At 55.1% G+C, this 23,932-nt stretch carries 19 protein-coding genes; 9 read left to right on the plus strand and 10 right to left on the minus strand.

Annotation, left to right across the window (positions count from 1 at the left end; translation table 11 throughout):
- Positions 1–172: 172 nt before the first annotated feature.
- Positions 173–919 carry a hypothetical protein gene (locus tag RB_RS25515; protein WP_011123661.1) on the plus strand — a complete coding sequence of 249 codons (747 nt, stop codon included), beginning with the start codon at positions 173–175 and terminating at the stop codon, positions 917–919.
- A gap of 103 nt (positions 920–1,022) precedes the next feature.
- Here the strand turns inward: RB_RS25515 and RB_RS25520 are convergent, their stop codons facing one another.
- The 4 genes from RB_RS25520 to RB_RS25535 form a co-directional block, all read right to left on the minus strand.
- Positions 1,023–2,384 carry an NAD(P)(+) transhydrogenase (Re/Si-specific) subunit beta gene (locus tag RB_RS25520; protein ID WP_007325301.1) on the minus strand — a complete coding sequence of 454 codons (1,362 nt, stop codon included), beginning with the start codon at positions 2,382–2,384 and terminating at the stop codon, positions 1,023–1,025.
- A complete protein-coding gene (locus RB_RS25525; RefSeq protein WP_007325302.1) occupies positions 2,381–2,680 on the minus strand; it encodes an NAD(P) transhydrogenase subunit alpha in 300 nt (99 codons plus the stop codon). Before RB_RS25525 ends, RB_RS25520 begins: the two co-directional genes overlap by 4 nt.
- A gap of 33 nt (positions 2,681–2,713) precedes the next feature.
- Entirely contained in the window at positions 2,714–3,850 is a 1,137-nt protein-coding gene (locus RB_RS25530) for a Re/Si-specific NAD(P)(+) transhydrogenase subunit alpha (protein ID WP_011123663.1), read from the minus strand.
- 361 nt (positions 3,851–4,211) lie between these two features.
- Entirely contained in the window at positions 4,212–5,231 is a 1,020-nt protein-coding gene (locus RB_RS25535) for an SDR family NAD(P)-dependent oxidoreductase (RefSeq protein WP_011123665.1), read from the minus strand.
- Between the two features lie 175 nt (positions 5,232–5,406).
- Between RB_RS25535 and RB_RS25540 the strand changes: the two genes are divergently transcribed.
- Both RB_RS25540 and RB_RS25545 read left to right on the plus strand, forming a co-directional pair.
- A complete protein-coding gene (locus RB_RS25540; RefSeq protein ID WP_007325306.1) occupies positions 5,407–5,916 on the plus strand; it encodes a hypothetical protein in 510 nt (169 codons plus the stop codon).
- Between the two features lie 106 nt (positions 5,917–6,022).
- Positions 6,023–6,574 (plus strand): PRC-barrel domain-containing protein, encoded by a 552-nt coding sequence (locus tag RB_RS25545; protein ID WP_011123666.1) that lies wholly within the window; start codon positions 6,023–6,025, stop codon positions 6,572–6,574.
- 116 nt (positions 6,575–6,690) lie between these two features.
- Here the strand turns inward: RB_RS25545 and RB_RS25550 are convergent, their stop codons facing one another.
- The 4 genes from RB_RS25550 to RB_RS25565 form a co-directional block, all read right to left on the minus strand.
- On the minus strand, positions 6,691–8,568 hold the full coding sequence (locus RB_RS25550; RefSeq protein ID WP_011123667.1) for an outer membrane protein assembly factor BamB family protein: 1,878 nt from the start codon (positions 8,566–8,568) through the stop codon (positions 6,691–6,693).
- A 96-nt stretch (positions 8,569–8,664) separates the two neighbouring features.
- The gene (locus RB_RS25555; protein ID WP_011123668.1) at positions 8,665–10,056 is read right to left on the minus strand and encodes a malectin; all 1,392 of its coding nucleotides are present in this window, start codon (positions 10,054–10,056) and stop codon (positions 8,665–8,667) included.
- 206 nt (positions 10,057–10,262) lie between these two features.
- The gene (locus tag RB_RS25560) at positions 10,263–12,527 is read right to left on the minus strand and encodes a serine/threonine protein kinase (protein WP_164923048.1); all 2,265 of its coding nucleotides are present in this window, start codon (positions 12,525–12,527) and stop codon (positions 10,263–10,265) included.
- 127 nt (positions 12,528–12,654) lie between these two features.
- A complete protein-coding gene (locus tag RB_RS25565; protein WP_011123671.1) occupies positions 12,655–13,221 on the minus strand; it encodes an ECF-type sigma factor in 567 nt (188 codons plus the stop codon).
- 240 nt (positions 13,222–13,461) lie between these two features.
- On the opposite strand from RB_RS25565, the gene RB_RS25570 reads away from it, so the two are divergent.
- A complete protein-coding gene (locus RB_RS25570) occupies positions 13,462–14,016 on the plus strand; it encodes a sugar O-acetyltransferase (protein WP_011123673.1) in 555 nt (184 codons plus the stop codon).
- Between the two features lie 151 nt (positions 14,017–14,167).
- Here RB_RS25570 and RB_RS25575 read toward each other — a convergent pair whose 3' ends face one another.
- Positions 14,168–15,001 carry a polysaccharide deacetylase family protein gene (locus tag RB_RS25575; protein WP_164922506.1) on the minus strand — a complete coding sequence of 278 codons (834 nt, stop codon included), beginning with the start codon at positions 14,999–15,001 and terminating at the stop codon, positions 14,168–14,170.
- Positions 15,002–15,373: 372 nt separating this feature from the next.
- Here RB_RS25575 and RB_RS25580 point away from each other — a divergent pair, with 372 nt between their 5' ends.
- From RB_RS25580 to RB_RS25600, 5 genes are all read left to right on the plus strand, one after another.
- On the plus strand, positions 15,374–15,733 hold the full coding sequence (locus RB_RS25580) for a hypothetical protein (protein ID WP_011123678.1): 360 nt from the start codon (positions 15,374–15,376) through the stop codon (positions 15,731–15,733).
- 144 nt (positions 15,734–15,877) lie between these two features.
- Positions 15,878–16,783, plus strand: coding sequence for a hypothetical protein (locus tag RB_RS25585; protein WP_011123679.1), 906 nt, complete (start codon positions 15,878–15,880; stop codon positions 16,781–16,783).
- 83 nt (positions 16,784–16,866) lie between these two features.
- Entirely contained in the window at positions 16,867–17,556 is a 690-nt protein-coding gene (locus tag RB_RS25590; protein WP_007333519.1) for a PRC-barrel domain-containing protein, read from the plus strand.
- Between the two features lie 237 nt (positions 17,557–17,793).
- Positions 17,794–19,338 carry a sulfatase family protein gene (locus RB_RS25595; RefSeq protein ID WP_164922507.1) on the plus strand — a complete coding sequence of 515 codons (1,545 nt, stop codon included), beginning with the start codon at positions 17,794–17,796 and terminating at the stop codon, positions 19,336–19,338.
- Between the two features lie 88 nt (positions 19,339–19,426).
- Positions 19,427–21,583, plus strand: coding sequence for a hybrid sensor histidine kinase/response regulator (locus RB_RS25600; protein ID WP_011123683.1), 2,157 nt, complete (start codon positions 19,427–19,429; stop codon positions 21,581–21,583).
- Positions 21,584–21,666: 83 nt separating this feature from the next.
- Here the strand turns inward: RB_RS25600 and RB_RS25605 are convergent, their stop codons facing one another.
- Positions 21,667–23,724 (minus strand): POT family MFS transporter, encoded by a 2,058-nt coding sequence (locus RB_RS25605; RefSeq protein ID WP_164922508.1) that lies wholly within the window; start codon positions 23,722–23,724, stop codon positions 21,667–21,669.
- Positions 23,725–23,932 lie beyond the last annotated feature (208 nt).

Genomic DNA, 23,932 nt, shown 5'->3' on the forward strand with positions numbered 1-23,932 from the left:
ATACCCGCATGGTTTGCAGATCGAACCGGATTGTGAAATCGAAATTCCATCAGAATCGCGAACGAGTTTGACTGGTCTCCGTTTTGACCTAGGGTTCCTCATGGTGTGGCTTTCTCGCTTGAGATGTTCGCCACTCTCTCAGCCACATCCTACGTGTCAATAACGTTTTGTTATGAGCAATCAGCCAACCGTCGACGCCGAATCGATTCCCTACGCGACTGCGGTTGCACCTGCGATGGCGAAACCAAAACGCAGTTGGCTATCGATCATCTTGGGGATCGTAGTGATTGGTCCCATTGTGACCATGGTTGGCATCGTTGTTTTGCTCGCCTGTGTCGCTGCAATGGGCTCGACGGCTCAAGACGAATATCAAGCCGACGGTGGCATAGAACAATCCACGGATGTGAGTCGGGTTTCTTATCAACCCCTTCCGCAAGCATCAGCGCAAGGACCCACAATCACCTACCAAGGTCAGCCCTTTGTGCTGAAATATGTGGGGAGTAGCGATGATTCGGGTGAGCTCAACGAATACATACTCGTTGGAGAGACGTTGGAGAACTGGACCAAGATGATAGCTGTCCGTCGACAACCCATCGCGATCGAGCCAATCGAAGCGGCCCGTGGTGTCGTGGAGTACTTGCAAGAGCAAAACGCTGACACACCGTTCACAATTTGGCCTAGCGATGATGGCGAAAGCTGTGGTGTTGACTTCGCCGTCGTGGAAGGCGACGTGGCGGAATTGAATGTCTTTGTCTACCACCGTTCGACCGACGGTGAAAATATGATTTGCTGCCAGTACGCAGAACGTGCTTACGGCGACGAGCGTCTGCCGTTCGTCGAGGGCTTGGAACATCGCGTCCACGATGTGTCCAAGCAAGTTCTTCAGTTCACATTTCCTGAGTTGATCAAAAGCAACTGAGCCAGCTCGCGTTTGAAACGCAACGAGTGATCGATGGTCTTGCCAGCCAGGTTGGGTGAGATTCGCTGAGCAGGCCTCGGCGTCTTCACGTGACGACGCTTTTTTAAGATTTGAATTCGGCGATCACGCTGCTGAGAGATTGCTTGGCGTCACCGAACAGCATTCGTGTGTTCTCGCCAAAGAACAATGGGTTGTCGACGCCAGAGAACCCCGATGCCATTGATCTTTTCAGAACGAACACGGTTCTCGCGTAATCGACGTTGATGATCGGCATCCCATAGATCGGGCTGTTCTCGTCTTCTCGTGCGGCAGGGTTCACCACGTCGTTGGCTCCGATCACGATCGCGACGTCGATATTTTCCATTCGCGGATTAATTTCGTCCATTTCAATCAATTGGTCGTACGGCACATTCGCCTCGGCTAGCAAGACATTCATGTGCCCCGGCATCCGACCGGCGACCGGATGAATTGCGTAGCTGACGTCGGCTCCGTTGGCTTCCAGTAGTTCACCCAGTTCACGCACCACGTGTTGGGCTTGGGCGACCGCCATGCCGTAGCCGGGCACCATCACGACCGACGAGGCTGCCTCGAGGATCAGGTAGGCGTCGTCGGCGGTGATTGGTTTGACTTCGCCTTCGACCTTGGTGGCTTTTGTAGTTGCCGCGAAACCTGAGAACAGCACGTTGCTGAGCGATCGATTCATCGCTTTGCACATGATGTTGGTCAAAATCAGCCCCGCCGCACCAACCAACGAACCGGCGACGATCAGAATCGTGTTGTTGATCGCAAATCCGGCGGCACACGCGGCGAGTCCCGAGTAGCTATTCAGCAACGAAATCACAACCGGCATGTCAGCGCCACCGATTGGGATGACTGCCATCACACCGAGCAATATTGACAACCCGATCACAACGAAGACGAGTGGAAACGTCAGGCCGGGATCGACGACCATCGTTACCGAACAAGCCAGCAACGCCAGCAACAACAGTATGTTGACGACACGTTGGCCGGAGAACGTCATCGCTCCGCTGCCGATGGTTTCTGAAAGCTTTGCCCAGGCGACCAGGGAACCCGAGAAGGTCACGCCACCGATCAAGATGGATAGCAGGATGGTGATCAGCGTGAAGGACGATGATTCCTGCCCGTAAAGGGCGGCCCAACCAACCAGCAGACTCGCGATACCGCCCGAACCATTGAACAGTGCAACCATCTCGGGCATTCCCGTCATGGCAACACGTTGCGCTGCGATCACGCCGACGACCGCACCAAGAATCGCGGCACCAGCCAGGTAGCGATAGTCGAGGATTTCCTTCGACGTGAGGGTGATCAAGACGGCCATCAGCATTCCAACCGACGAAAGCAAATTACCGCGTACGGCGGTCGCCGGAGAACTCATCAGTTTGAGCCCAAAGACAAACAGAATTGCCGAGATAATGTAGACCGAACCCAGAACTTCAATGCTCATGAGTCACCTCCCGATGGGCTGTCTTTTTTCTTGAACATGCTCAGCATGCGATCGGTCACCATGTAGCCGCCGACCACGTTGACGGTCGCAAAGAACACCGCCAACGCTCCCAGCCAAGTTGACCAAGGGCCCAAGTCAGCGCCCGCGGCGATGATCGCACCAACGACAGTGATGCCAGAAATCGCGTTGGCACCGGACATCAGGGGTGTGTGAAGTGTCGCCGGAACTTTGGCGATCAATTCGAACCCCAAGAACACGGACAGCGTCAAAATGAAGGCGAGCAGGACGGCTTCCACGGGAACCCTCGATTTGAAAGAGTGAAGTGCGGTCTACGAATGAAGCTGGGCGATGGTGTCGTTGACGATCTTGCCACCGCGAGTGATGACGGCGGCTTGAACAATTTCGTCCTCGGGATTGAACTCAAGGCGTTTGGATTCGGCGTCCCAAAACTCGTCAATCAATGCCGTCAAGTTGTTGGAGTACATTTCGCTCGCGTTGCGGCTAACCTCGGAAGGTAAGTTGCCCTGGCCGATGATTTTGACGCCTTCCACATCGACGATTTCGTTCAGCACGGAGCCTTCGACGTTGCCGCCCGTTTCCACCGCCATGTCGACGACGACGCTGCCAGTTTGCATACCTAGCACCATGTCGCGAGTGACAATGCGGGGTGCCGGTCGGCCAAACAATTGCGCGGTGGTGATGACGACATCGGACGCCGCGATGACCTTCTTTTGTCCTTCCTTTTGAAGTTCAATTTGTTCTGGTGTCAGAGCCTTGGCGTAGCCTTGCTCCGTTTGTCCGACTTCGCCCAAATCAATTTCGACGAACTTGGCACCGAGCGATCGCACTTGTTCAGCGACGACAGGTCGGGTGTCGAATGCATCGACTCGGGCACCGAGTCGTTTTGCCGTGGCGATCGCTTGTAGGCCTGCTACGCCCGCACCAATCACAAACACTCGAGCGGGGCGAATTGTTCCCGATGGAGTCATCATCATCGGGAAAATCTTTTTGCTGTGATAAGCGGCCTGAATCACCGTGACGTAACCGGCGAGGTTGGCTTGAGACGACAAAGCGTCCATCTTCTGAGCGCGTGTGGACCGTGGGATCATCTCCATCGAAACCGACGTCACACCCGACTTTGCCATCTCGCTGACCAATTCTTTTTCATTGAATGGGTCGAGGAAACTGATGTGAATGGCTTCGGGGCGAAGTGTTGACACCTCGTCAAGTTCGGGGCGACGGACTCGCAGCACGATGTCAGAGCCTGAAAGAACGGTGGCCCTGTCGACTTGCACAGCGGCACCGACATCAGTGTATGCCTCATCAGGAAATCCTGACGCCAAGCCCGCACCGGATTCGATCCCAACCGAAAAGCCAACCTGAATCAACTTCTTGACGCTTGCCGGAACGAGAGCCACTCTCGCCTCGCCTGGCCAACGTTCGCGTGGGACGCCAATCTGCATCACTTCGCTCCTGGTGTGTTGAATCAGCCAGCGGTTCGAGTCGTAGGATCATCGCACTGGCACAGCGTTCTGGTTCTATCGTAACCATCTGACACACCCGCGTGCGTGCCGTCGCAACTGAAACGACGATGGAACGGCGAAGTTTAAAACGGTGCCGATCTCGCTACTTCTGCAAACGGCAGCTTGCACTTGCGATGAAATGCTTTGCGGTGAACCGGGACCGAAGACTGTCAGCCTGAATCTGTTCATGAATCGAAACGGTCACGGGGCAATCGAAATGATTACCGGGGCACATGGCTTCGCCGTTCCCACTCGGCTCGATCGGATGCGGGCAACCAGTGTGGATTCTCGCCCTGCAAGGAACTCAGATTTGATTGTTCCTGATCGCAGCTTGCTCAGTGAGCGTCGTTAAAACCGATGGGGACCATTCCGATTGGCTTTGATGGCCTTTGGCAGCGGTTCGACCAATGCCGCCCATTTTTGGCAACACGCTTGCTGCCAACGCCAAAATCTCTTGAGTCAATTCAGGGAAAAGGTTTTGCAGTGCGATCGTCACGTTGAGGGGACTGCGAATGAAGACTTCGCCACGTCCGTGCTGGCAAGCCGTCAATATTTGTTCGGCCGCGGCTTCCGCGTTCATGGACAGTCCTGGCAATGAGTCGCCGATGCTGAACCAAGCGTACTCGTCGCGGTGTTGGCCTTTGAAGATTGCATTTCGAGGGCTTCCGGTTCGCATCAAGCTAGGGCACGCGGTGGTGACAAAGATGTTGTCTGCTTTGAGTTCAGCACGCATCCCATTGGACAGACCCACCAACGCGAATTTGCTAGCAGCGTATGGCAGCATGTGTGGAACCGCTCGTTTTCCTCCCAGGGAAGCGATGTTGACGATGCGTCCCCAGCCGGCGGCACGCATGTGAGGTAGAACTTCCATCGCAACATGCAATGCTCCCCAGCAATTCGTTTGCATCGCGGATTGGAAGTCTTCCATCGTCATGGATTCAAAGGGACCGACGGTGATGATTCCCGCGACGTTCAATAGCACGTCAATGCCGTCGAATTGGTTGGTCACTCGATCGATGAAAGTGGCGACTTGTTCTCGGTCGCGGACATCACAGGGATGTGCGATGACTTCTGCTCCACGTCGACGCAGTTCCGCGGCAGCCGCACACAAGTCTTCTTCCGTGCGTGCTGTGATTGCGATCCGCGCACCTTGGTCGGCCAACTGCCGGGCGATCACCAACCCTAAACCACGTGATCCGCCCGTGATAACCACGCGTTTGTTTTGCCAGTCGAAAGTGCGTTTGCGGCGAACGATGGCACGTGTCACGACAATTCCTGCGTATCCAGCAGCAGCTGCCGTCGCGAATTTGCGAAGCGTTGACATGATTGATTTCCTCTTTGAATGGGATCACTGACGAAACCGCAATTCTCGCGCCGCTGTTTTCTCAGTGACACTCGAGCGGCGGCACAGGAAATGCCTGTGATGTGGTCTGCCCTTTCAGGCGGCTAGTGACGCTTTTTGGCGATCGCGGCCATCACTTCTTACGAAGGAAAACACCATGTCAGTGAAGAGAACAAACGAAGACGAAACGCGTGAAGAATTGCGAAATGAAGATGCGATTACCGGCGAACCGGGGTCTCATCCGGTAGGGACCGGAGTCGGTGCCGCGCTGGGTGGTGCCGCGGCGGGGGCTGCCGCAGGAACGGTAGCAGGCCCCATCGGAACTGTTGCCGGCGCGATCGTTGGCGGTGTCGCAGGTGGTTATGCGGGGAAAGCCGTCGCAGAAAACATTGATCCCACAGTCGAATCGGCTTATTGGGAAGAGGAGCATGCCAACCGTCCGTACTACAACAAATCGTACGGCTTCGATCAGTACCGGCCGGCGTATCAATCTGGCTGGGAAGCGTTTGATGCCGATGCCAATGACGATTGGAACACACGAGAAGCGATCGCTCGGAAGCAATGGGAAGATGCGGGCGGTGGAGAGCACATGACTTGGGAAGATGCTCGCCCGGCCGCGTTGGACGCCTACACCCGCGTGCAAAACCGGACCAGCAAGCCTCGCTGATTCGGAGTCCCCGTCGATCAAGTTCTCGACCATTCATTCGTCTGACGAAACCGATCATCGGTGTCGCCAGCCGCATCCCCATCCCTTTCTAAATCGGAGTACCAACATGGTACGCACAATTCAAACCAGTTTCCTAGTTGCCTTGACCGCTTGTCTCAGCCTGCCATTGGTCTCGGCTCAAACCACATCAGAACAATTCGACACACGTTCGCGGCAGGCCGACGCCAGTCGACTCGACGCGAAAATGAGCCACTCCAACGTCCGCGTCAGCCAGTTGATGGGACTCAATTTGCAAAATTCTCAAGGCGAGAGTGTTGGCGAAATCAAGGACATCGTGCTCAACGCAAAGACCGGCAAGGTTCGTTACGCCGTGGTGACGTACGGCGGGTTCTTGGGCATGGGCAACAAACTTTTCGCCGTCCCGTTTGAGGCCTTGAAAACGCAGGTCGACCCGGACGAAGTTGGCGACGATGACATCGACGAAGACGATTACGTGATGGTTCTCGACGTCACTCAGGAACAACTCGAAGGCCAGGAAGGCTTTGACGAAGACAATTGGCCGAATATGGCTGACAAACAATGGGCGGCTGACTTGGACAAGCGATACAACGTTGAACGTAGAAACGCGAATCGTTTGCGTCGCAACAACGACCAATAGTCTTTGACGAGCACAATTGACGACGAACCGCCGCAAACTTCATGTTCGCGGCGGTTTGTGTTTTGAAGTGTTCGCTCATGTCGCGAGGCATGGGGCGAACGCCGTCTCTTATCGGACTATTTCTTGCTCACGTCATAGCAGAGCAGCAAGCCTTGGTCGCGGATGTACAGCTTTCCATTCGCGACAATCGGGTGTGCCCAGGCGGGAACGTCGGAGCGATCGGGTTGATCGAAGCGACCTCGCTCGATGAACTGATCCGATGATGGTTCCAGCAGGAGGATCTCACCCTCTTCGCCGCGAAGGTACAGTCGACCATCGGCGAGTAGCAAGGATCCCTTCGGCCCTTCGCGATCTCGCCACAGCGTCTCGCCGGTTTGGAAATCCATGCAGGTCATGATCCCACCGCCGTTTCCACCGTTGGCTCCGTAAAGGCAACCGTCGACCACAATCATTCCGCCGTGGTGATTCTGCATGCGAGATGTGAAATAGGCTTCCTCGGCATTGATTTTTCCGTTGGGATCCTTTGTGAGTTTCACCGCACCACCTCCGGTTCCATACGCCGAGGCAGCGAACAGCAGACCGTCTTGAAAGATGGGTGTGGAGCAGTTGATTCCCATCGCGTTGGCGGGGGCGGAGTATTGCCAAAGGATTTCACCATCGGTGGTTGAGACACCGACCAAGGCATTGGCGGTGAATTGCACGTATTGGCGAATACCTTCCCATTCGATCGCAATCGCGGAGGAGTAAGCCGCACCTGGACGAGGGCCACCGAAGCCGCCGAATCGCCCACGTCCGCCCGATCTACCTGGACTTCCGCCGGAACGGTTGATGAACCCGGGGCTGGTTCCTCCGCCGGTGAATCCTTGGTCTGCCAACCAGGTGTTTCCATCGGAGTCTTTGAAGGGATTTGACTCTCCCGCTTTGACTCGGACGATGCTGGATTGGTCCGCATCATCGCCCTGGGGAATGATCTCGATGGCTTTGATGGCGGGGCTTTGGACTTGTTGTTTAAAGGTGATGTTCAGCTCGCCATCATCGACCACGGCGGGAACTGATTCGACGATTGCTTTGCGTGGACCGCCTGCCTTCTTCCAAATGTCGAAATCGGTTGTTTCGTGACCCTCCACATCGAAGGTGAAAACCCGTTGACCTTCATCGGTGATGCCGTTGTAGGTTTCGGCGAAGTACAGTTTGACCAGGTATTTTCCATTGGGAACTACGTACGAGAATGCGGTCATTCCCCAATGTTCGCTGACAAACAATTCAGGATTTTTCGAGCCTGTGATTGTTGGTGTCGATCCCTCGCTGGACGCTCGTGGTGGCGGTTGCCGGCGTGGTTCGTCGCCAGAACGGCCAGGTGCTGTGTCTCCGGGGGCGGAAGCGGCGGTTGGTGGTTTGGTTTTCCAAATGGTTTCGCCAGTGCGTTTGTCCAGTGCGACCATCAGCGCATCGGCCGCACCGGGAGTGCAGATGACTTGGTCGCCATCAACGAGCGGCGATTCTCGAAAGCTCCACATCGGAGCGACACCGCCAAAATCGTCGACCAAACTTCGCTGCCAAATGATTCGTCCATCGCTCGCGTCCAGGCATGCGATGCGTCCGCTCATTCCAATCACGTAAAGCTGATCGTCATTAAATGACGGAGTGCAACCGGGACCTTCTTTGGATTGTGGTACCCGTTGGTCCGCTGCCTCACCCAGCGACGTAACCCAAATCTCGCCGCCGTTGTCTTCCGAGCGTGCCCAAACGATCTCTTGGCCATCGCGATTGCTCATTCCAAAGAGCTTGCCTGCGGCAACGGCGGGGGCACTGTCGCCGCCCCCGAGACCATCGACTCGCCAAGCCAATGGAGGTCCGGCTTCGGGCCATTGTTGCAGCAGTCCCGTTTCGGCAGATTGGGCGTTTCGTTCCGGGCCTTGCCACTGAGGCCAATCAGAGGCGCACGCGATTCCAGCGGACGCGATGATCAACGTACCTATCAAGGAACATTTCATTTGGTTGTTTCCGATATCGGGGATGGGGCGGAGATTGTGACGGCCGAAACGTGAACTTCGGCGGGTTGAGCGAAAGAATTTGTGTTGAAAGCAGACTCAACTGAGCATCGTCGAATCTAAGACGATCCAACGGAAAGTAACCAAAGTGCAGACCATGCATGTCCACCAAGACGCCATTTGGGCTCCCTTGAACTTTCGAAGGAAGAACAGCAACGCGAGCGCGGACGCCAAACTGACCACCTTGAAAGCCGTCAAGGAAGTGCCTTCGAGCAAGAAATGATTTCCCACCGGATTCATCTCTTGGAAATGAATTTCGGTTGACATCGTGGTCGTCCAAAGCAGATCGACGCAGGAAAGTAAACCTATCAGCACGAGCGATTCAATGACCGTCCGTGTTGCAATTGGTGACGCGTCGATTTGTGTCCATCGTTGGCGACGTGGTGGATTTGCCGTCAACAGATGGCCAAAGCTGAGAGCAGCAAGCATCATGGCGACCACGGTGAACAGATACGAGCCCCACTCGGCCTGCTTGGCAGTCGAAAGTTGCACGACGACATCTGCATCGAGTCTGGCCGCCTCCGATTCGAAGGCGTCCAGAGTCTCTCGGAGGCGAGCGATGGTTTGTTCGGTCGGAGCCGTGTCTTCCGTGAGCGCAGCCTTCAGTTCACTGCCTTGTGGATGGCGAAGTATGAATGCGTCGAACCGAGCCACTTCAACGACCGAAGCGACGCCGTTTTGATCTTCATCGAGCCTCGGATGGACGAACCGAAGTGCCGCTGGCAATTCTGCTTCTTCCAAGCGGAGGTTCACGTCCTCGTCATGATTCATGAATACCAACGTCGATTGAGTGGGAGCCCAGCGGAAACCACCGTTGCCAAAGAATCGGTTTCCTGAAATGGTCCGACCGCCCATGAAACCTTGATCCGCCAGCCATTTCCGTCCGGACGAGTCAATCGCAGTTGCTTGCCCGCCTGCGTTGATTCGGATGATCTCTTCGACGGATGCCGTTTCTTTTTGTGGAATGATTTCAATCGCCTTGATCGTGGGGTAATCCATCTCGGATGAAAAGGTTACCCAGAGGATGCCGGAATTGATTTTTACCGGAACGGATTCGACGTAGACGCGATTGCTTCCGCCGGCTTTCTGCCAGATATCAAATTCATCGAATTCGATTCCGTTGACTCGAAACGAGAAGACTCGTTGGCCGGGGCCAGTTATTCGAGGGAACGTCTCGGCGAAGTAGAGGTTCACCAAGTAGTCGCCGTCCGCAACGTCCTGAGCGAATGATCGCATTCCCCAATGCTCGCTGTTGACAAGGAATTCATCGAGTGTTGCTGTCGAGTCCAATTCCTTGTCGGTGTCCAAGCCAGTGAGCTGTGATTTGTCTTGAGTATCTGGCTGCTCCGCGACGTTCAATGGGATGTCCTGTCCACGGATTGCGGGTGTGGCGATCAGAATGATGCAAAGGCACAAACAGGATGGCTTCATTTTCAACTCCAATGAGTTTGTCCGATTTTTGGCGGCCGTTGACAGACATTCGTTCAGCGATTGGTACGCGGCCGTCTTGTTTCGTGGAATGTTCCATTGGGCAATGCGAAATCTGTTTGTAATCGGGGCCAGAGAAATTCGTCTCGTTAATGGGAAGGCCCAGAAACGTGGGAAGGCCCAGAAACAAAGTGTGCTTCGAGAAAGAATCACCCGTCGATGGCTGCGTCCGCGAAGACTTGGAGTTGCTGGAACCGCGGGTCTGCGGCCGGTGTGTGCCCTTTTACGACGATGCTGGCTTCGCGGTGGTGGATCAAAAACTCGATCCAGTCGATCCATGGCATGGACGGCGAACCCTTTGATCGCTCGATACTTTCATCCAGCATTCGATCCAGGAAGACTTGCGACTCTTCGAAGGATTGAACGGCGTCGTCGGCATTGCCCATTCTGTGATGAGCAATCGCAATGAGTGGCTTAGCGATCCCACGTCCAAACCAATTCGCGTGATTGGTTTCTTCCAATCGGTGAAGTGCTTGTTGATAGTCGCCCGCTTTCAGGTGAGCCAAGCCAGCAACATAGAGATTCACGCCGTAGTAAATTTTGGCGTATCGTTGACGCTTGTTTAGCGGCCCCGAGCTTACGTCTGAATCAAACGTCTTCGAAAGCATTTGTTCCATTTGGTCTGCTAATTCCGCTGCACGATTCGGTGAGAGAGAACCGACCAGTTGCCCTCGAGCTGAAACCGCGAATGGAACCTCGGTGTCCGATTGCCGGAGTTCCTGCAGCAGGGTTTCGTAAGCGTCGGATCGTCCGGCATAAAGCAAAATCTGAGGGACCCCATTTAGCTCAGCTTGTTCAATTGGAAAGCCAATTTCGACTGCTTTGACAAAGTCGTTCGCGGATGATTCCCAGCGGCCTAGTTTCGCGTTCAGCCCTCCTCGTTCCAGCCAGACTAAAAAGGACTTCGGCAAGACTTGAGTTGCTTCTGAATAGGCCTCGTAGGCGTCCGGCCATCTTTGAGCATCCGCATTGGCGCGTCCGGCGGCCAGCAAAACGGTGGTTGAATTGAGTCGGTCATTGAAGTTCTCCAGTTCCGATCTCGCTGCGTTTGCGGCAACTTCTGCTTCGCGTGCTTCGGCAAGAGCCAACTCTTTCTCGTCGCGTTCCCGGATGGCTTCGCGAGCCTGCCAAAGACTGGTTGCGGTTCCAATAATCAATGCGATCGCAACGAGAGAGAATGTCGAGATGGCAACTTTGTTTCGTCGTGCAAAAGTCGTGAATCGATACCAACTCGATGGCGGACGAGCCTCAACAGGTTGGTCTTGCAGGAAACGCAAGATGTCTTCCGCCAGTGCACCCGCCGTCGAATAGCGTCGGTTGCGATCTTTGTGCAGTGCCTTCATCACGATCCAGTCGAGATCGCGTTTCATCGCAGTGGATGGCGTGGTCGGTGGTCCCAGACGTTCGACGTCGCTGGTTCTAGATTCTTCAGAGTTGAGAGTGCTCAGACGCGTGCTCGGACGAGGCGGTTCTTCTTCACGAATGATCCGACGCAATTCGTCGAAGCCAGCGGTTTGAAGGCGGTCCGGTGCAAATGGTGTGGATCCGGTCAACAGTTCATACAGCAACACGCCCAGCGAATAGATGTCACTCCGGGTGTCCACGTCATCGGTGCTCATAGCCGCTTGCTCGGGACTCATGTACGCCGGAGTCCCGACCATCGATGTGAATCGGGTGTAGATCGTTTTGACAGTGAGGCTTTGCCCGATCGCCTTTGCGACTCCAAAATCGATGACTTTCGCGAGCGGACGACCATCCTGGAGTGTCACAAGAATGTTGGATGGCTTGAGGTCTCGATGAATGATTCCTTTTTGGTGAGCATGCTGAACTGCATGACAAATCGTCACAAAGAGTTGCAGTCGATCTGAAATGCGCAGTCGATTGCTGTTGCAGAAATCAGTGAGGGGAACGCCCCGAACCAATTCCATCACAAAGTAGGGTTGAGCGGTTTCGGTCACGCCGGCATCGAATACTCTCGCGATGTTCGGGTGGTCCATTAACGCAATCGCCTGTCGCTCCGCTTCAAATCGGGCGATGACTTCGCGAGATTCCATTCCCGGTTTGATGATCTTGAGAGCGGCACGACGCTGGACTGGAGACCGTTGTTGAGCCACGAACACCCATCCAAATCCTCCTTCACCAATTCGTTCCATCAATTGATAAGGGCCGACCATCGCACCGGGGGAGAAACGAGGGTCCGTGAGTTCGCCTGACATCATCGTCGGGAGCATTTCCGCAGCGACAGGACGGTCGATTGGATTCACTTCCCGATCGTTTTCTCGCAGCAAGGCAGAGACCGCTGAAAGTAGTTGTGTGTTGTTCTTGCATGCTTGCCGGACGTATTCTGTCCGTTGCTCGAGAGAATCGATCTCAAGTGCGTGGAAGAAAATGGTCTTTTCAGATGCAACAGTCATCGAAGCCGACATGTCCAGTTGGAATTGGAAGCGTCACTGATTCGGTCAGTCAGTTCAACCAACGGGATCACACCTTTGATCCCACAGAGTGCAATGCGAAATCGAAGGCTTTCCGGGGCCATTCGATTTAGAGATCTTTGTCCACATTCAGTTCTCGTCCGAGCCACGCACGAGCAAACGCCCAGTTTCGTTTGACCGTTCGAGGTGAGATGCCGAGTGCCTCGGCAGACTCGTCCACCGACAGGCCGGCGAAGTACCGCAATTCGACCAGCTTTGCGATTTCAGGTTCGCTCCGTTCGAACTTGGTAAGTGCGTCGTTCAAGTCGAGTAGTTCTTCCGCGTTGTCGAAATGGATGATCGCGTCGTCTTCGGCGATTTCAAACCGCTTGCGATCGCCGCCGCGTTTGAGGCTCTGACGCCGACGGGCGTTCTCAATCAGTATCCGCCGCATCGCCTCCGCGGCAGCGGTGAAGAAGTGGCCGCGACTATCCCATTGCGGATGGTCCTCCGTTCCCACAAGACGCATGTAGGCTTCGTGAACGAGTGCGGTGGGTTGAAGTGTCTGTCCGACGGCCTCGTTTTGCATTTTGTGGCGTGCTAAACGCCGCATCTCTTCATACACGAGCGGCAAGAGATCTGATGCGGCGGCGTTACCAGATTGTATCTGATTTATAATTTGCGTTACTTTGGCCACTCGGTTGAACCTCCCCTGATCATGTTCGTCGTGCGGATGCGATTGGCGTTGCTATGACCGACGTCCTCGACCATAGACGATACCAGTGGTGTGTCGTCCAGCCGAGCGAAAAAGATGGAATGGCGTGATCGGTGGTTGTTGCCCGAATACCCCAAGTCGAAAGGCCATGGATGGCCAAATCGACACAACTTTGGCAATCAGGACTTCTTCAACAATTTCTAAGGGACGAGGTGGGCTTGGATGGTTACCGAACGAGAAAGAATGTTGGCCGGTGAGTTGTACGACGCGGGAGACGCGGAGTTGGTCGAGGCGCGGATCATCGCTCGAGAGCGTTGTCAGCAGATCAACGCGAGCTTGCCTCGCGACGAAGCGTTTCGGCGCGTGCTGACGAGGAAACTATTCGCCAGCGGTGGAGACTCGGTTCAGTTGGAGTCACCGTTTCGATGCGACTATGGGACGAACATTCACCTCGGCCAAAACGTGTATTTCAATTTCGACTGTGTGGTTTTGGATGTCTGCGAAGTTCGGATCGGTGATTTTGTGTTTTTTGGACCTGGCGTTCATGTCTACACAGCTTCGCATCCTTTGGATGCAGGCCCACGGCGGACGCAGGAATTCGGCAAACCAGTCACGATCGGCAGCGATGTTTGGATCGGTGGCAAAGCCGTGATCTGCCCGGGCGTTTCGATCGGGCAACGCAGCGTGATTGGCGCTGGAAGCGTGGTTACAAAAGACGTTCCCGATGGAGTGGTGGTGGCCGGCAATCCCGCGAAACTGATTCGCCGAATTGACTGAAAGCCCGCGTCATGTCTTCAAAACGACAAAGGCCTTCTTCGTAGACGCTTCTCTCGCATCTCGTTTTGAACGTGGTTGCAACAGGCGAAACGAGCGAGCAGATGAGCAATGAAGCCTGCGGTTGGCACTCAAACAGGTCACTTCGAATGGCTTATTCAGGGATACTCGTGACGGATGGTGCCGTTGATTGTTTGCTCTTCACCCAGGCCGCTGCTTCCTGAAAGGTTGCCACCCAAACCGAGTCATCGTTTTGTAGAAAGCGAAGCATTTCTTTATGGTCGTCTGTGCTGATCACCAGATGGTCGCCTCCCACGCCATGGAACATGAACACCAACCAACCCTGTTTCTCGCGAGCGTTGCGAATTTGATCAAGCTGAAACGCCAGGTCTCGTTCGTGACCGGCCACGGTCTTGACCTCAAACAGATCGATTTCACCTTGGCTGGGTATTTCGAACCCAAACTGGGTGCCACGGGCGGCAAAGAATCGTTCTTTGACCAGAGGAACATAGCTGTGGTTGTCCTCTCCGATGGATGTGCTGCCACACGGGTAGGCGAATGTGGCGAGTTCTCGTTTGACGCCATTTTTGATGAGGTTCGCAAGGTTCTCATCGAGTTCTTTTGCCATGCGAGCATCGTCATAATCTTCTGAAGCGTTGCCCGGCTTCACCCAATCGTTTTTGCGAGCGCAAGGATGGAGGATGGTGTGCCCGGCCAATTCATGCCCTTCCTCACGAACCTGGTCAAGGTCTTCTTGCGACCAACGATAGGTGACGCCGCCAGGCGAGAAAAACGTGCCTTTGAGGTTCGCTGCTTTCAACTGCGGCAAGGCATGAGTGATCTGGCTTGGGATTCCGTCGTCATAGGTCAGAGTGACGCAATAAGTTTTTCCGTCGGGCCAGTAACCTTCTTCCGCAACGGTTGACGATGGAACTGCAACGGCGGCGGCCAAAAGCAAAAGGCAATGAAGTTGGTTCGAGGAGAACATAAAACGAGCTGGACCCAATCGAAGGTGGTGGGGCAGAATCAATGCCGGCAATCACGGCATTCGCCACAATGATGCAGCGCACGTATGTTAGTGCGGACGCGTACGGAAGTCGATCAAATCAGAGTAAGTTGCAGTGCGACTCACTCGGTGAGACTCGGTGGTGTCGGGGCACATGTTCGTCGGTGACGCTATCGCTTACCGACGGCTACCCTCTGATGTAGAAGAGGCACGATCCATTTGTCGTTCTTAGATGAGTCGGATCCATTCGATCTGGATTGGTATTTGAGGATCCCCCGGATCGCGGTAGAATAACACTCGATATCACGTTCTTGCATTTAGCAAGAGACAAACGCAACTTAAAAGGATTGAACAATGCGTCTGAAGTGCGGTGCCCTGTTGCTGGGTTTGATGTTGGCCGGAATGGCAGTGACAACCAATTCGCGAGTGTCGGCGGATGCAGCGGATGGAGAGGTCCTGGTCGATCCAGGAACAACCTTTGCCAATGTCTATCGGCTTCATGATTTGCCGGCGTGGTCCAAAGACGGAACCTTTCGACCTGACTTGATCATGCAAACAGTGCAAGATCAGGTCTTGCCAAAGCACTGGGAAGCTCGCGGTGGAAACGCCACGATGGCTCCCTATCCTCAGGAGGGCGCATTGGTCATTCGGGCGTCGGAGAAAATGCATCAAGAAATCAAGGCGTTTCTCGACAAGCAGCGTCCGGGCAGATGATTGTTCGATCCTCGCCGTCAAGGATAGAGAGGCCAACGTTGTTTGACCAACTTCATTGAAAAGTTGGTGTTGGTTTCGGTGAACGGTTAAACTCGCGGAGCTTCTCTTGGGCAGTCGCCCTTCCTTCTCTCTGCGAGTGGTCCGATGAATCAAAATGCGTGGAAGTTCGCCGGCCGGAAATTGAAGTCGTCATCCGAACGTGGGGCGTCCTCAATGCAAACCAGTTGGTTTGATGCGGTGACTTCATTGTTGATGGCGGTCTTGCTGATGCTGACCAGCTTGGTCGGCGTGCTGTTTCTGCTTTGGGTGCTGCTGCCGGAGGATGAGATCGTCTTGAACGAACCGGTGGCGGAGATCACTCGCGTCTCGGCAGGTGGGACCGCGACCGTTGAATCGCCGTTTGTTGTTCCGACGGATCAGGAAACGGTGGACTTCCGCACCACTGATTTGACGACATCGGTTCAGTCACTTGTGTCGGCTGCCGAACAGGTGACATTGACCGAGTCAGCTATGAATTCCATGGTTCCATCGGGAGACACTGAATCCGGAACGATTGGCAGAAGCGGTCCGGACGAAACCGGAGATTCCGATGCCGACATCATCCCGAGATTCAAACGATGGCAGATAGAATGGAAGGCCAACGATTTGAATGAATACGCCGCGCAGTTGGACCACTTTGGGATCGAGTTGGGCGTTTTCGGGGGAGCGCGACCGGGAGTTGATTTGGTCAATCAGTTCGCATCGAATCCTCAGGTTCGCTATCTGGATGATCCCAGCGAAGAGAAACGCTTGTATTTCCTTTGGACTCGCCCCAGTCCACTGCAGCGATTTGAAGAACGTTTGCTGATGCAGGCAGGAATCTCCACTCGCGATCGTCAGATCCTCAAGTTGATTCCAGAGGCATTGGAAGCGCAACTGGCAACGGTGGAACTTCGTCATGCGGTCTCAAAGGGACATGACTCGGTGGAGGAGATCGCGCGGACTGTCTTCGACTGCGTTTCGAAAAGTGGCGGGTACGAATTTCGAGTTGTCTCGCAGCGGTATCGCTAGGCGATCTAGCAATCGGTTTCGGAACATTGTTTGCATACGATGTTCACTGCGCAACCCATCCGCCTATTGAGAGGAACCATGTCATGCTGATTTCTACCGAGACCATCTTGGGTACCGAATTGCTTGGATCCGATCGGAGTGTGGGATCGATTTGTGACCTGTTGTTTGATGACGAGACTTGGGTTGTCAGGCATCTGGTCGTTGACACGGGGCACTGGTTGCCGGGACGACAAGTGTTGTTGCCACCGGGTGTGGTCCAAAACGCGGATTGGAATGCCGCGAGTGCCGCCGTTCCGTTGACCAGTCAACAGGTCAGCGACAGCCCATCGGTTGAGTCCGATCGCCCGGTTTCGCGACAGATGGAGATCGAGCTCTATCAGCACTTTGATGTGCCGTACTACTGGGGACCGGCTGGAGCAACGTTGGCAGGTAGCGGTTACACGCCGATGCCGCTGGCAGCGGGATTGGTGCCGATGGACCAAGTCGACACGGACGACGTCAAACGCAATCATCTTCGCAGCGTGAACGAAGTTTCCGGCTACACCATCCAGGGCACCGATGACCATGTTGGACACGTCGAAGGGTTGTTGGTCGACGACGAGAATTGGTCCATTCAAAAATTGATCGTGGACACTCGGAATTGGTGGCCGGGCAAAAAGGTGTTGATCAGTCGTGAACTGATCCGAGAGATTTCTTGGGCGGAAGCGACCGTCTCAGTCGGTTTGACGCAGGAGCAAATCAAGGGTTCGCAACTGTTTGAACCGACCTCGTGAGTGGAATCTGACCACAGCGTGATTCAGGTTGTCGCAATTTGTTTTGCGGCTGTCGCATTCGCGGGCGAAGTGATGTTTGGTCGCGAGTTTGCGCGTCCTTTCTGAAAAGACGCTTCCATTCTTTGGTAGTTTGTGGGACCTCGCGGGATCTCACCGAAAGCTTTGTGCATCAGCGAGCTTCGTATCTAGAATGTGGGATCCCTCTCTCCCCTCCCCACTCTGATTGATTGGCTACTGATGAATTGGTTGCGATGGTTTGTTGTTTCCGCGGTTGTTGCTCTGCCCTGTCTGATCGATGTGGGAGCGTCGCGAGTTCACGCGGATGATGTCGCGTCACGTCCGAACATCATTTTGGTGATGGCGGATGACCTGGGTATCGGTGATGTCTCGCCGACCAATCCGGATTGCAAGATCAAGACGCCTCGGTTGCAGCAAATGGCTGACGAAGGGTTGACGTTCTTGGATGCCCACACGCCCAGTTCCGTGTGCACCCCAACTCGCTATGGATTGTTGACCGGTCGTTACAACTGGCGTTCGCGATTGGCCAAGGGTGTCTTGAGCGGAACCAGTGAGCACTTGATCCCCGGTGACCGAGCGACCTTGGGACACTTGCTTCAAGGTGCCGGCTACCACACGGCGATGATTGGCAAGTGGCACCTCGGATGGGATTGGCATAAAAATGGCAAAGAGATTGATTTCTCGAAGCCGGTTTTGAATGGACCCGACAACAACGGCTTCGACCAGTATTACGGTCACTGCGGATCGCTGGACATGCCACCCTACGTTTGGGTCGACACCGGCACGCCGACCAGTGTGCCGACTCGAAAAGAAGGCGTGACGAAGAAACAAAATCCCTACGGTTGGTATCGCAACGGTCCGATTGGAGATGACTTTGAGATCGAGCAGGTGTTGCCGCACTTGTTCGACAAGTCGATCGCTTACGTGGAAGAACGTGTGAAAGAAGACAAGCCGTTCTTTTTGTATTTGCCGCTTCCGGCCCCGCACACACCGATCGTTCCGGTACCGCCGTTCAAAGATGCCAGCGGCATGAATCCGTACGCGGATTTTGTGATGCAGATGGATCATCACATGGGCCAACTGCTTGATGCGATTTCCAAAGCAGGCATCGACGAAAACACATTGGTGATTTTCACCAGTGACAACGGTTGCTCACCGGAAGCCAACTTTGGTGAACTCGCGAAACATGGCCATGATCCGAGTGGCAAGTATCGCGGGCACAAAGCGGACATCTACGAAGGCGGTCACCGCGTGCCTTTTATCGTTCGATGGCCGGGAAAGGTCGTCGCGGGCAAGACGACCAATGCGCTTACCTGTTTGACAGATGTGTACGCGACATTGCAGTCGATCACGGATCAACCACGGGAAGCGACTGGCGGTGAAGACGGGTTTGATCTGACTGATGTGTTTGGCGGTGACGATTCATCGGATCGCGAAGCTTTGGTCAGCCACAGCATCGGTGGTTCGTTCGCCATTCGTCGTGACAGTTGGAAGCTGTGCTTGTCGCACGGCAGCGGTGGCTGGAGCAATCCTCGGGAGCCCAAGGCAAAGCTTCAAGGGCTTCCTCCGATGCAGTTGTTTGACCTGGAGACGGACCCCGCCGAGAAGAACAGCGTCGCGAAGGAGAATCCAGAAGTCGTCGATTCGTTGTTGCTTTTGCTCAACGAATACGTCGAAACGGGACGCAGCACGGAGGGGCCAAAGGTTGCCAATGATCGCGAGGTCACGTTCTTGCCCGCCGGTGTTTCGTTGCCGAGTCCATAGGAGGCACACCGGAATCGGCTGAATCGTTCGCCACGCGGGGGAGCCTCGGTTTGCCCCGCGACAAAGTGAAGGGACACAGTTAAGATCGATGCGGTATGAGTTTGGGGGACGTTTCTTGGAACCGTCCCCCTTTTTTTGTCAAACGAGACTGCGAATTCCGACGAAAGCATCGATGAATCGATCCGCTGACCCGATCACAGATCCACTGAGGCTGAAGGCCCTGCGAAGTCTGTCGTTGGTGGACAGTCCCGCCGAAGAGTCGTTCGATCGGATCACTCGGTTGGCGGCCCGCTTGCTGAAATGCCCCGCCTCGGTGGTCACCTTGATCGAGGAAGATCGGCAGTTCTTCAAAAGCTGTGTTGGTTTGCCGGAACCGCTTGCGACGCTACGTGGATCGCCGCTGAGTCACTCGTTTTGCAAGTTGACGGTGCGCGCAGGCGAGCGTTTCTTGATCGAAGACGCTCGCGTCGATCCTCGTGTCGTTGCCCATCCGGCGATCGAAGAGTACGGGATCGTTTCTTACGCCGGATTTCCCATTCGAACGCGATCGGGGGAAGTGCTCGGTACGCTTTGCGTCGTCGATATCGTTCCACGTGAATGGACCGAAGACGAGCTGGAGACGCTGCGAGAGCTGTCGGCATCGGTCGAGTCAGAGATCGAATTGATCGCCGCGGCGGAGCGGGAACGCGATCACGCTCGCATGTTCCAAACGATGATCCAAGCATCGCCGCTGTCGGTCATCGTCATGGACTACGATGGACGCGTGGAACTTTGGAATGAAGCATCCGAAGCCATCTTCGGTTGGACCAGTGCCGAGGTGCTTGGGTATCCGTTGCCGATCATTCCCGATCACAAGCTGGACGAGTGCCAGCGAATTCGAGACGCGGTGGGCGACGGGAGCGTGTTCCGCTGCGTGGACACATACCGTGCCAAGGGCGAGGATGCCAATGGTGAAAGGCGAACGGTGCACGTCAATGTTTCCGCCGTTTCGTTGCACCGGTACGACGGGCACTCGGATCGAATTCTGCTGATCATCGATGACGTCACGCAGTCACACGCGGACACGCTCGAACGCGAGCGACTGTTTCGTGAATTGCAGAAAGAGAAGGCGTTGCTCAGTGAGATGGACGAACGCAAGAATCGTTTCCTCGCTCTGTTGGCTCACGAACTGCGCAACCCGTTGACGCCGATCGGCAATGCCGTCGATCTGCTGCGTTTCGCGGCAAAGGATCCGAACCAAGTCAACGAGATCAGCACCGTTCTCGAGAGCCAAGTCCACCAGTTGGTGCGATTGATCGATGACTTGATGGACGTTTCGCGGATCACACGGGGACGCATCGATTTGCAGCGGGAAACGGTTTCGATTCACGACATCGTTGCCAATTCTTGCCGAGCGGTGGAATCGTTGTGCAACGAGATGGGACATGAACTGATTCGACGAACCGATCCAGAGCAATCTCTCCACGTGCATGGCGACTACGTGCGATTGACTCAGGTGGTGACCAATTTGCTGAACAACGCGTGCAAGTACACACCGCCGAGCGGTCGCATTGAGATCTCATGCGGACAGGTCGACGGCCAGGTGGAAATCGCGGTCAAGGACAACGGGGTTGGCATCCCACCGGAACACCGCAAGGGCATCTTTGAGATGTTCACTCAGGTGGATGAGACGTTGAAGGACAGTCGCGGCGGGCTGGGGATTGGCCTGACCTTAGTCAAGCAATTGGTCGAGCTGCACGGTGGGAGGGTTTCGTTGGTGGACAGCGACGACACGTCGACCGGAAGCGAGTTTCGGATTCACTTGCCGTGTTTGGATGCCAAACCGAACGAGCCAAAAACGATCGTCGAAGAAGACAGGCCGACGCGACGTTTTCGGGTGTTGGTGGTCGATGATGTCCCCGCGATCGCGAAAATGTTCACGATGTTGGTTGGTGCGATGGGGCACGAGGTGCATTCAGCCCCCAGTGCACCCGAAGGCATTGAGCTCGCTCGCGAGTTGCGGCCCGACATTGTCTTTTCTGACATCTGCATGCCGGACATGGACGGTTACGAGCTAGCACGACAGTTCCGTAGCTTGTCGGAATTGGATTCCAGCATGCTGATCGCGATGACCGGCAACGGACAACCCGAAGACATTCGGATGGCCATGGAAGCGGGCTTTGACAGGCACGTCACAAAACCCGCTTCGGTCCAGCGTTTACGCGAGATCTTTCAAGAGCTGGAATCACGTCGCGAGATGAAGTGATCACCGAACAACTCTTCGCCACGGTTCATTGATTCAAACCGTGGCGAATGCTGTTCATCGATGACGTCGCTCGGACAGCAACCTCAAGTTGAGATGGCTTCGTCGGCGAGAGCTTCGGCTTCGTGTTCAGCGTCTTCTTCGTCTTGGATGTAGGTCTTCTCTTTGTAGAGATAACCGACGGGGACGAACAAGATGGCGGTGACGAAGATGCACGTGGTCCAGAACCAGAAGTAAGCGGCACCTTCGAGGAGCGTGCGACCGCCGATTGCGTAGTCGCGTGAGAGTTTGGTCTCGTCACCGCCTCCACGCTCGCTGATCAACTTGCTTTTGACGGTTTCCGCTTTGTTGGGATCGCCTTCGGATTCGATGGCGATCTTTTGGCGTTCGAGCCAGTTGAAGGTTGGGGCGTCGGTGTTCACTGTGTCCGACGTGTTGGCTCGGTCCACGGTGCCGGTCAGGGTTTCGTCCCACTGGGTATCGTTTTCACCATCCGCACCCGCTGAGACGAGTTGGTACTGGTCTCGCGAGAGCAATTTGTAGGTGATCGGATTGCCAAATGCGTCCTCAGCCCCGGCAACCAGCGGTTGAGCTTCCTCAACGCTCGGGAAGGCTCTGGTGGAGTCGTCCCCGGTTTGATCCAGGAAGTAGGCTTCGATCTTCTCCGCGACGGCGTTGAAGCTCGTCAGGGATGCGTTTTCGATCGAATCCAGCTTGCCTTCCTTGTTCAGCAGAAGGGTCGCGTCGTCCGGTGTTCCCAGAGTGTTGTCAGGGCCTAGCAGGGTCAGTTTTGGGGCGGCTGGATCATCGAGCTTCAGTTCGCCAACGAAGCTTCCGTTGTCCATTGGTTCCTTGGCATCCTCTTCGAGGTCGATGTCAGCGGCAAGAGATGCCGCAGCGGGGGTTTGGATGTAACGGTTAACCGTGGCGGTGAAGACATTGCCCATCGATACCGAGAACAGGAACACCGCCATCACGATGGACTTCATCGTTTTTGGGGCTTGCGTGTAAGCGAATTCCAGACAGGTGATCGAGACCATCACCTCAGACGCGGTGAGCACGGCGTAGGCGAGGAATTGCCAACCGATGGAGGGTTGGCTGCCAGCGTCAACGCGTTCTTGAAGCAACGCGACGATCGCGAATCCGCCAATCATGACGAACAGGCCAAGACTGATTTTGCGGATGGGGGTGAGTGGAAAGACGCGGTCGATCGTGGGATAGATCAGGAATTGGAACAACGGGATCAACGTGAGGACCAGGATTGGATTGATCGCCTGGATTTGCGACTCCAACCAGGTGTAGCCGAGCCATTCTCGATTCAAGTTTTTGGCTTGTAGAACCCAAGACGAACCGGTTTGATCAAACAACGCCCAGAACACGGCGACGAATGAGAAGATGATCATCAGTTTGGGGATCGAGGAGAACTTTTCCCAGGAGAGAAGTTCCTGCAAGAAGCGATAGCCACCGGGCCGGATGTGAACAAATTTGTGCCGTCCCATCCAGAACAACAGCGTCGCGATTGCCATCAACACGCCGGGGATCCCGAAGGCCCAGTGCGGTCCGTAGTGTTCGAGGACCCAAGGTGTCAGCAACGTCGAGATGAACGAGCCGAAGTTGATGCTGAAGTAAAACCACTGGTACACCTTCGTCAGCATGTGCGAGTTCGATTTGCCGAACTGATCCCCGACGTGAGCTGAGACGCAAGGTTTGATTCCGCCCGAGCCGATTGATATCAGCAGCAAGCCGGCGAACAGCCACATGCCCGCGGACATCGGTGGCGAGCCCATCAATGCGAGAGCACCGTGGCCGATGCAGTAGACGATCGAGAGGTAAAGGATCGTTCGATACTTCCCCAGGAAGATGTCCGACAGCAACGCACCGATCACGGGAAAGAAGTACGCCGCGGCGGTGAACGTGTGGTAGTGCTCTGTCGCCTCGGCGTTGCTCATGCCTTGGTTCGTGGCCGCGCTGCTCATCCAGTGCAGGTAGTCGACCATGAACACGGTCAGGATGGCTTTCATGCCATAGAAGCTGAAACGTTCAGCCGCTTCGTTGCCGATGATGTAAGGGATGCCGGGCGGCATGCCCGTGGTCGCTTGGGGGCGATCGTTGTAGGCGGAAGGTGACGTATCGGGTGTCGACATCAAGCAGGTTCCGTTGGATTGGCACGGATGGGCGAACAGGCCCTGTGGACGTCAGCGAGGAAGGGGTGATGGAGGAGCTGACAGAGGCCAAATTAAGCCGCTCGAGGCGGCCAAACCAGTCCCCGCGGCGATTAAATGGCCCTGGAAATCAACGTTTCAGGCGAAGCGAGATTTTGGGGCTCAATTGCACGCCAAGCGTCGCGACACG

Source organism: Rhodopirellula baltica SH 1 (assembly GCF_000196115.1).
GTDB classification, from domain to species: domain Bacteria; phylum Planctomycetota; class Planctomycetia; order Pirellulales; family Pirellulaceae; genus Rhodopirellula; species Rhodopirellula baltica.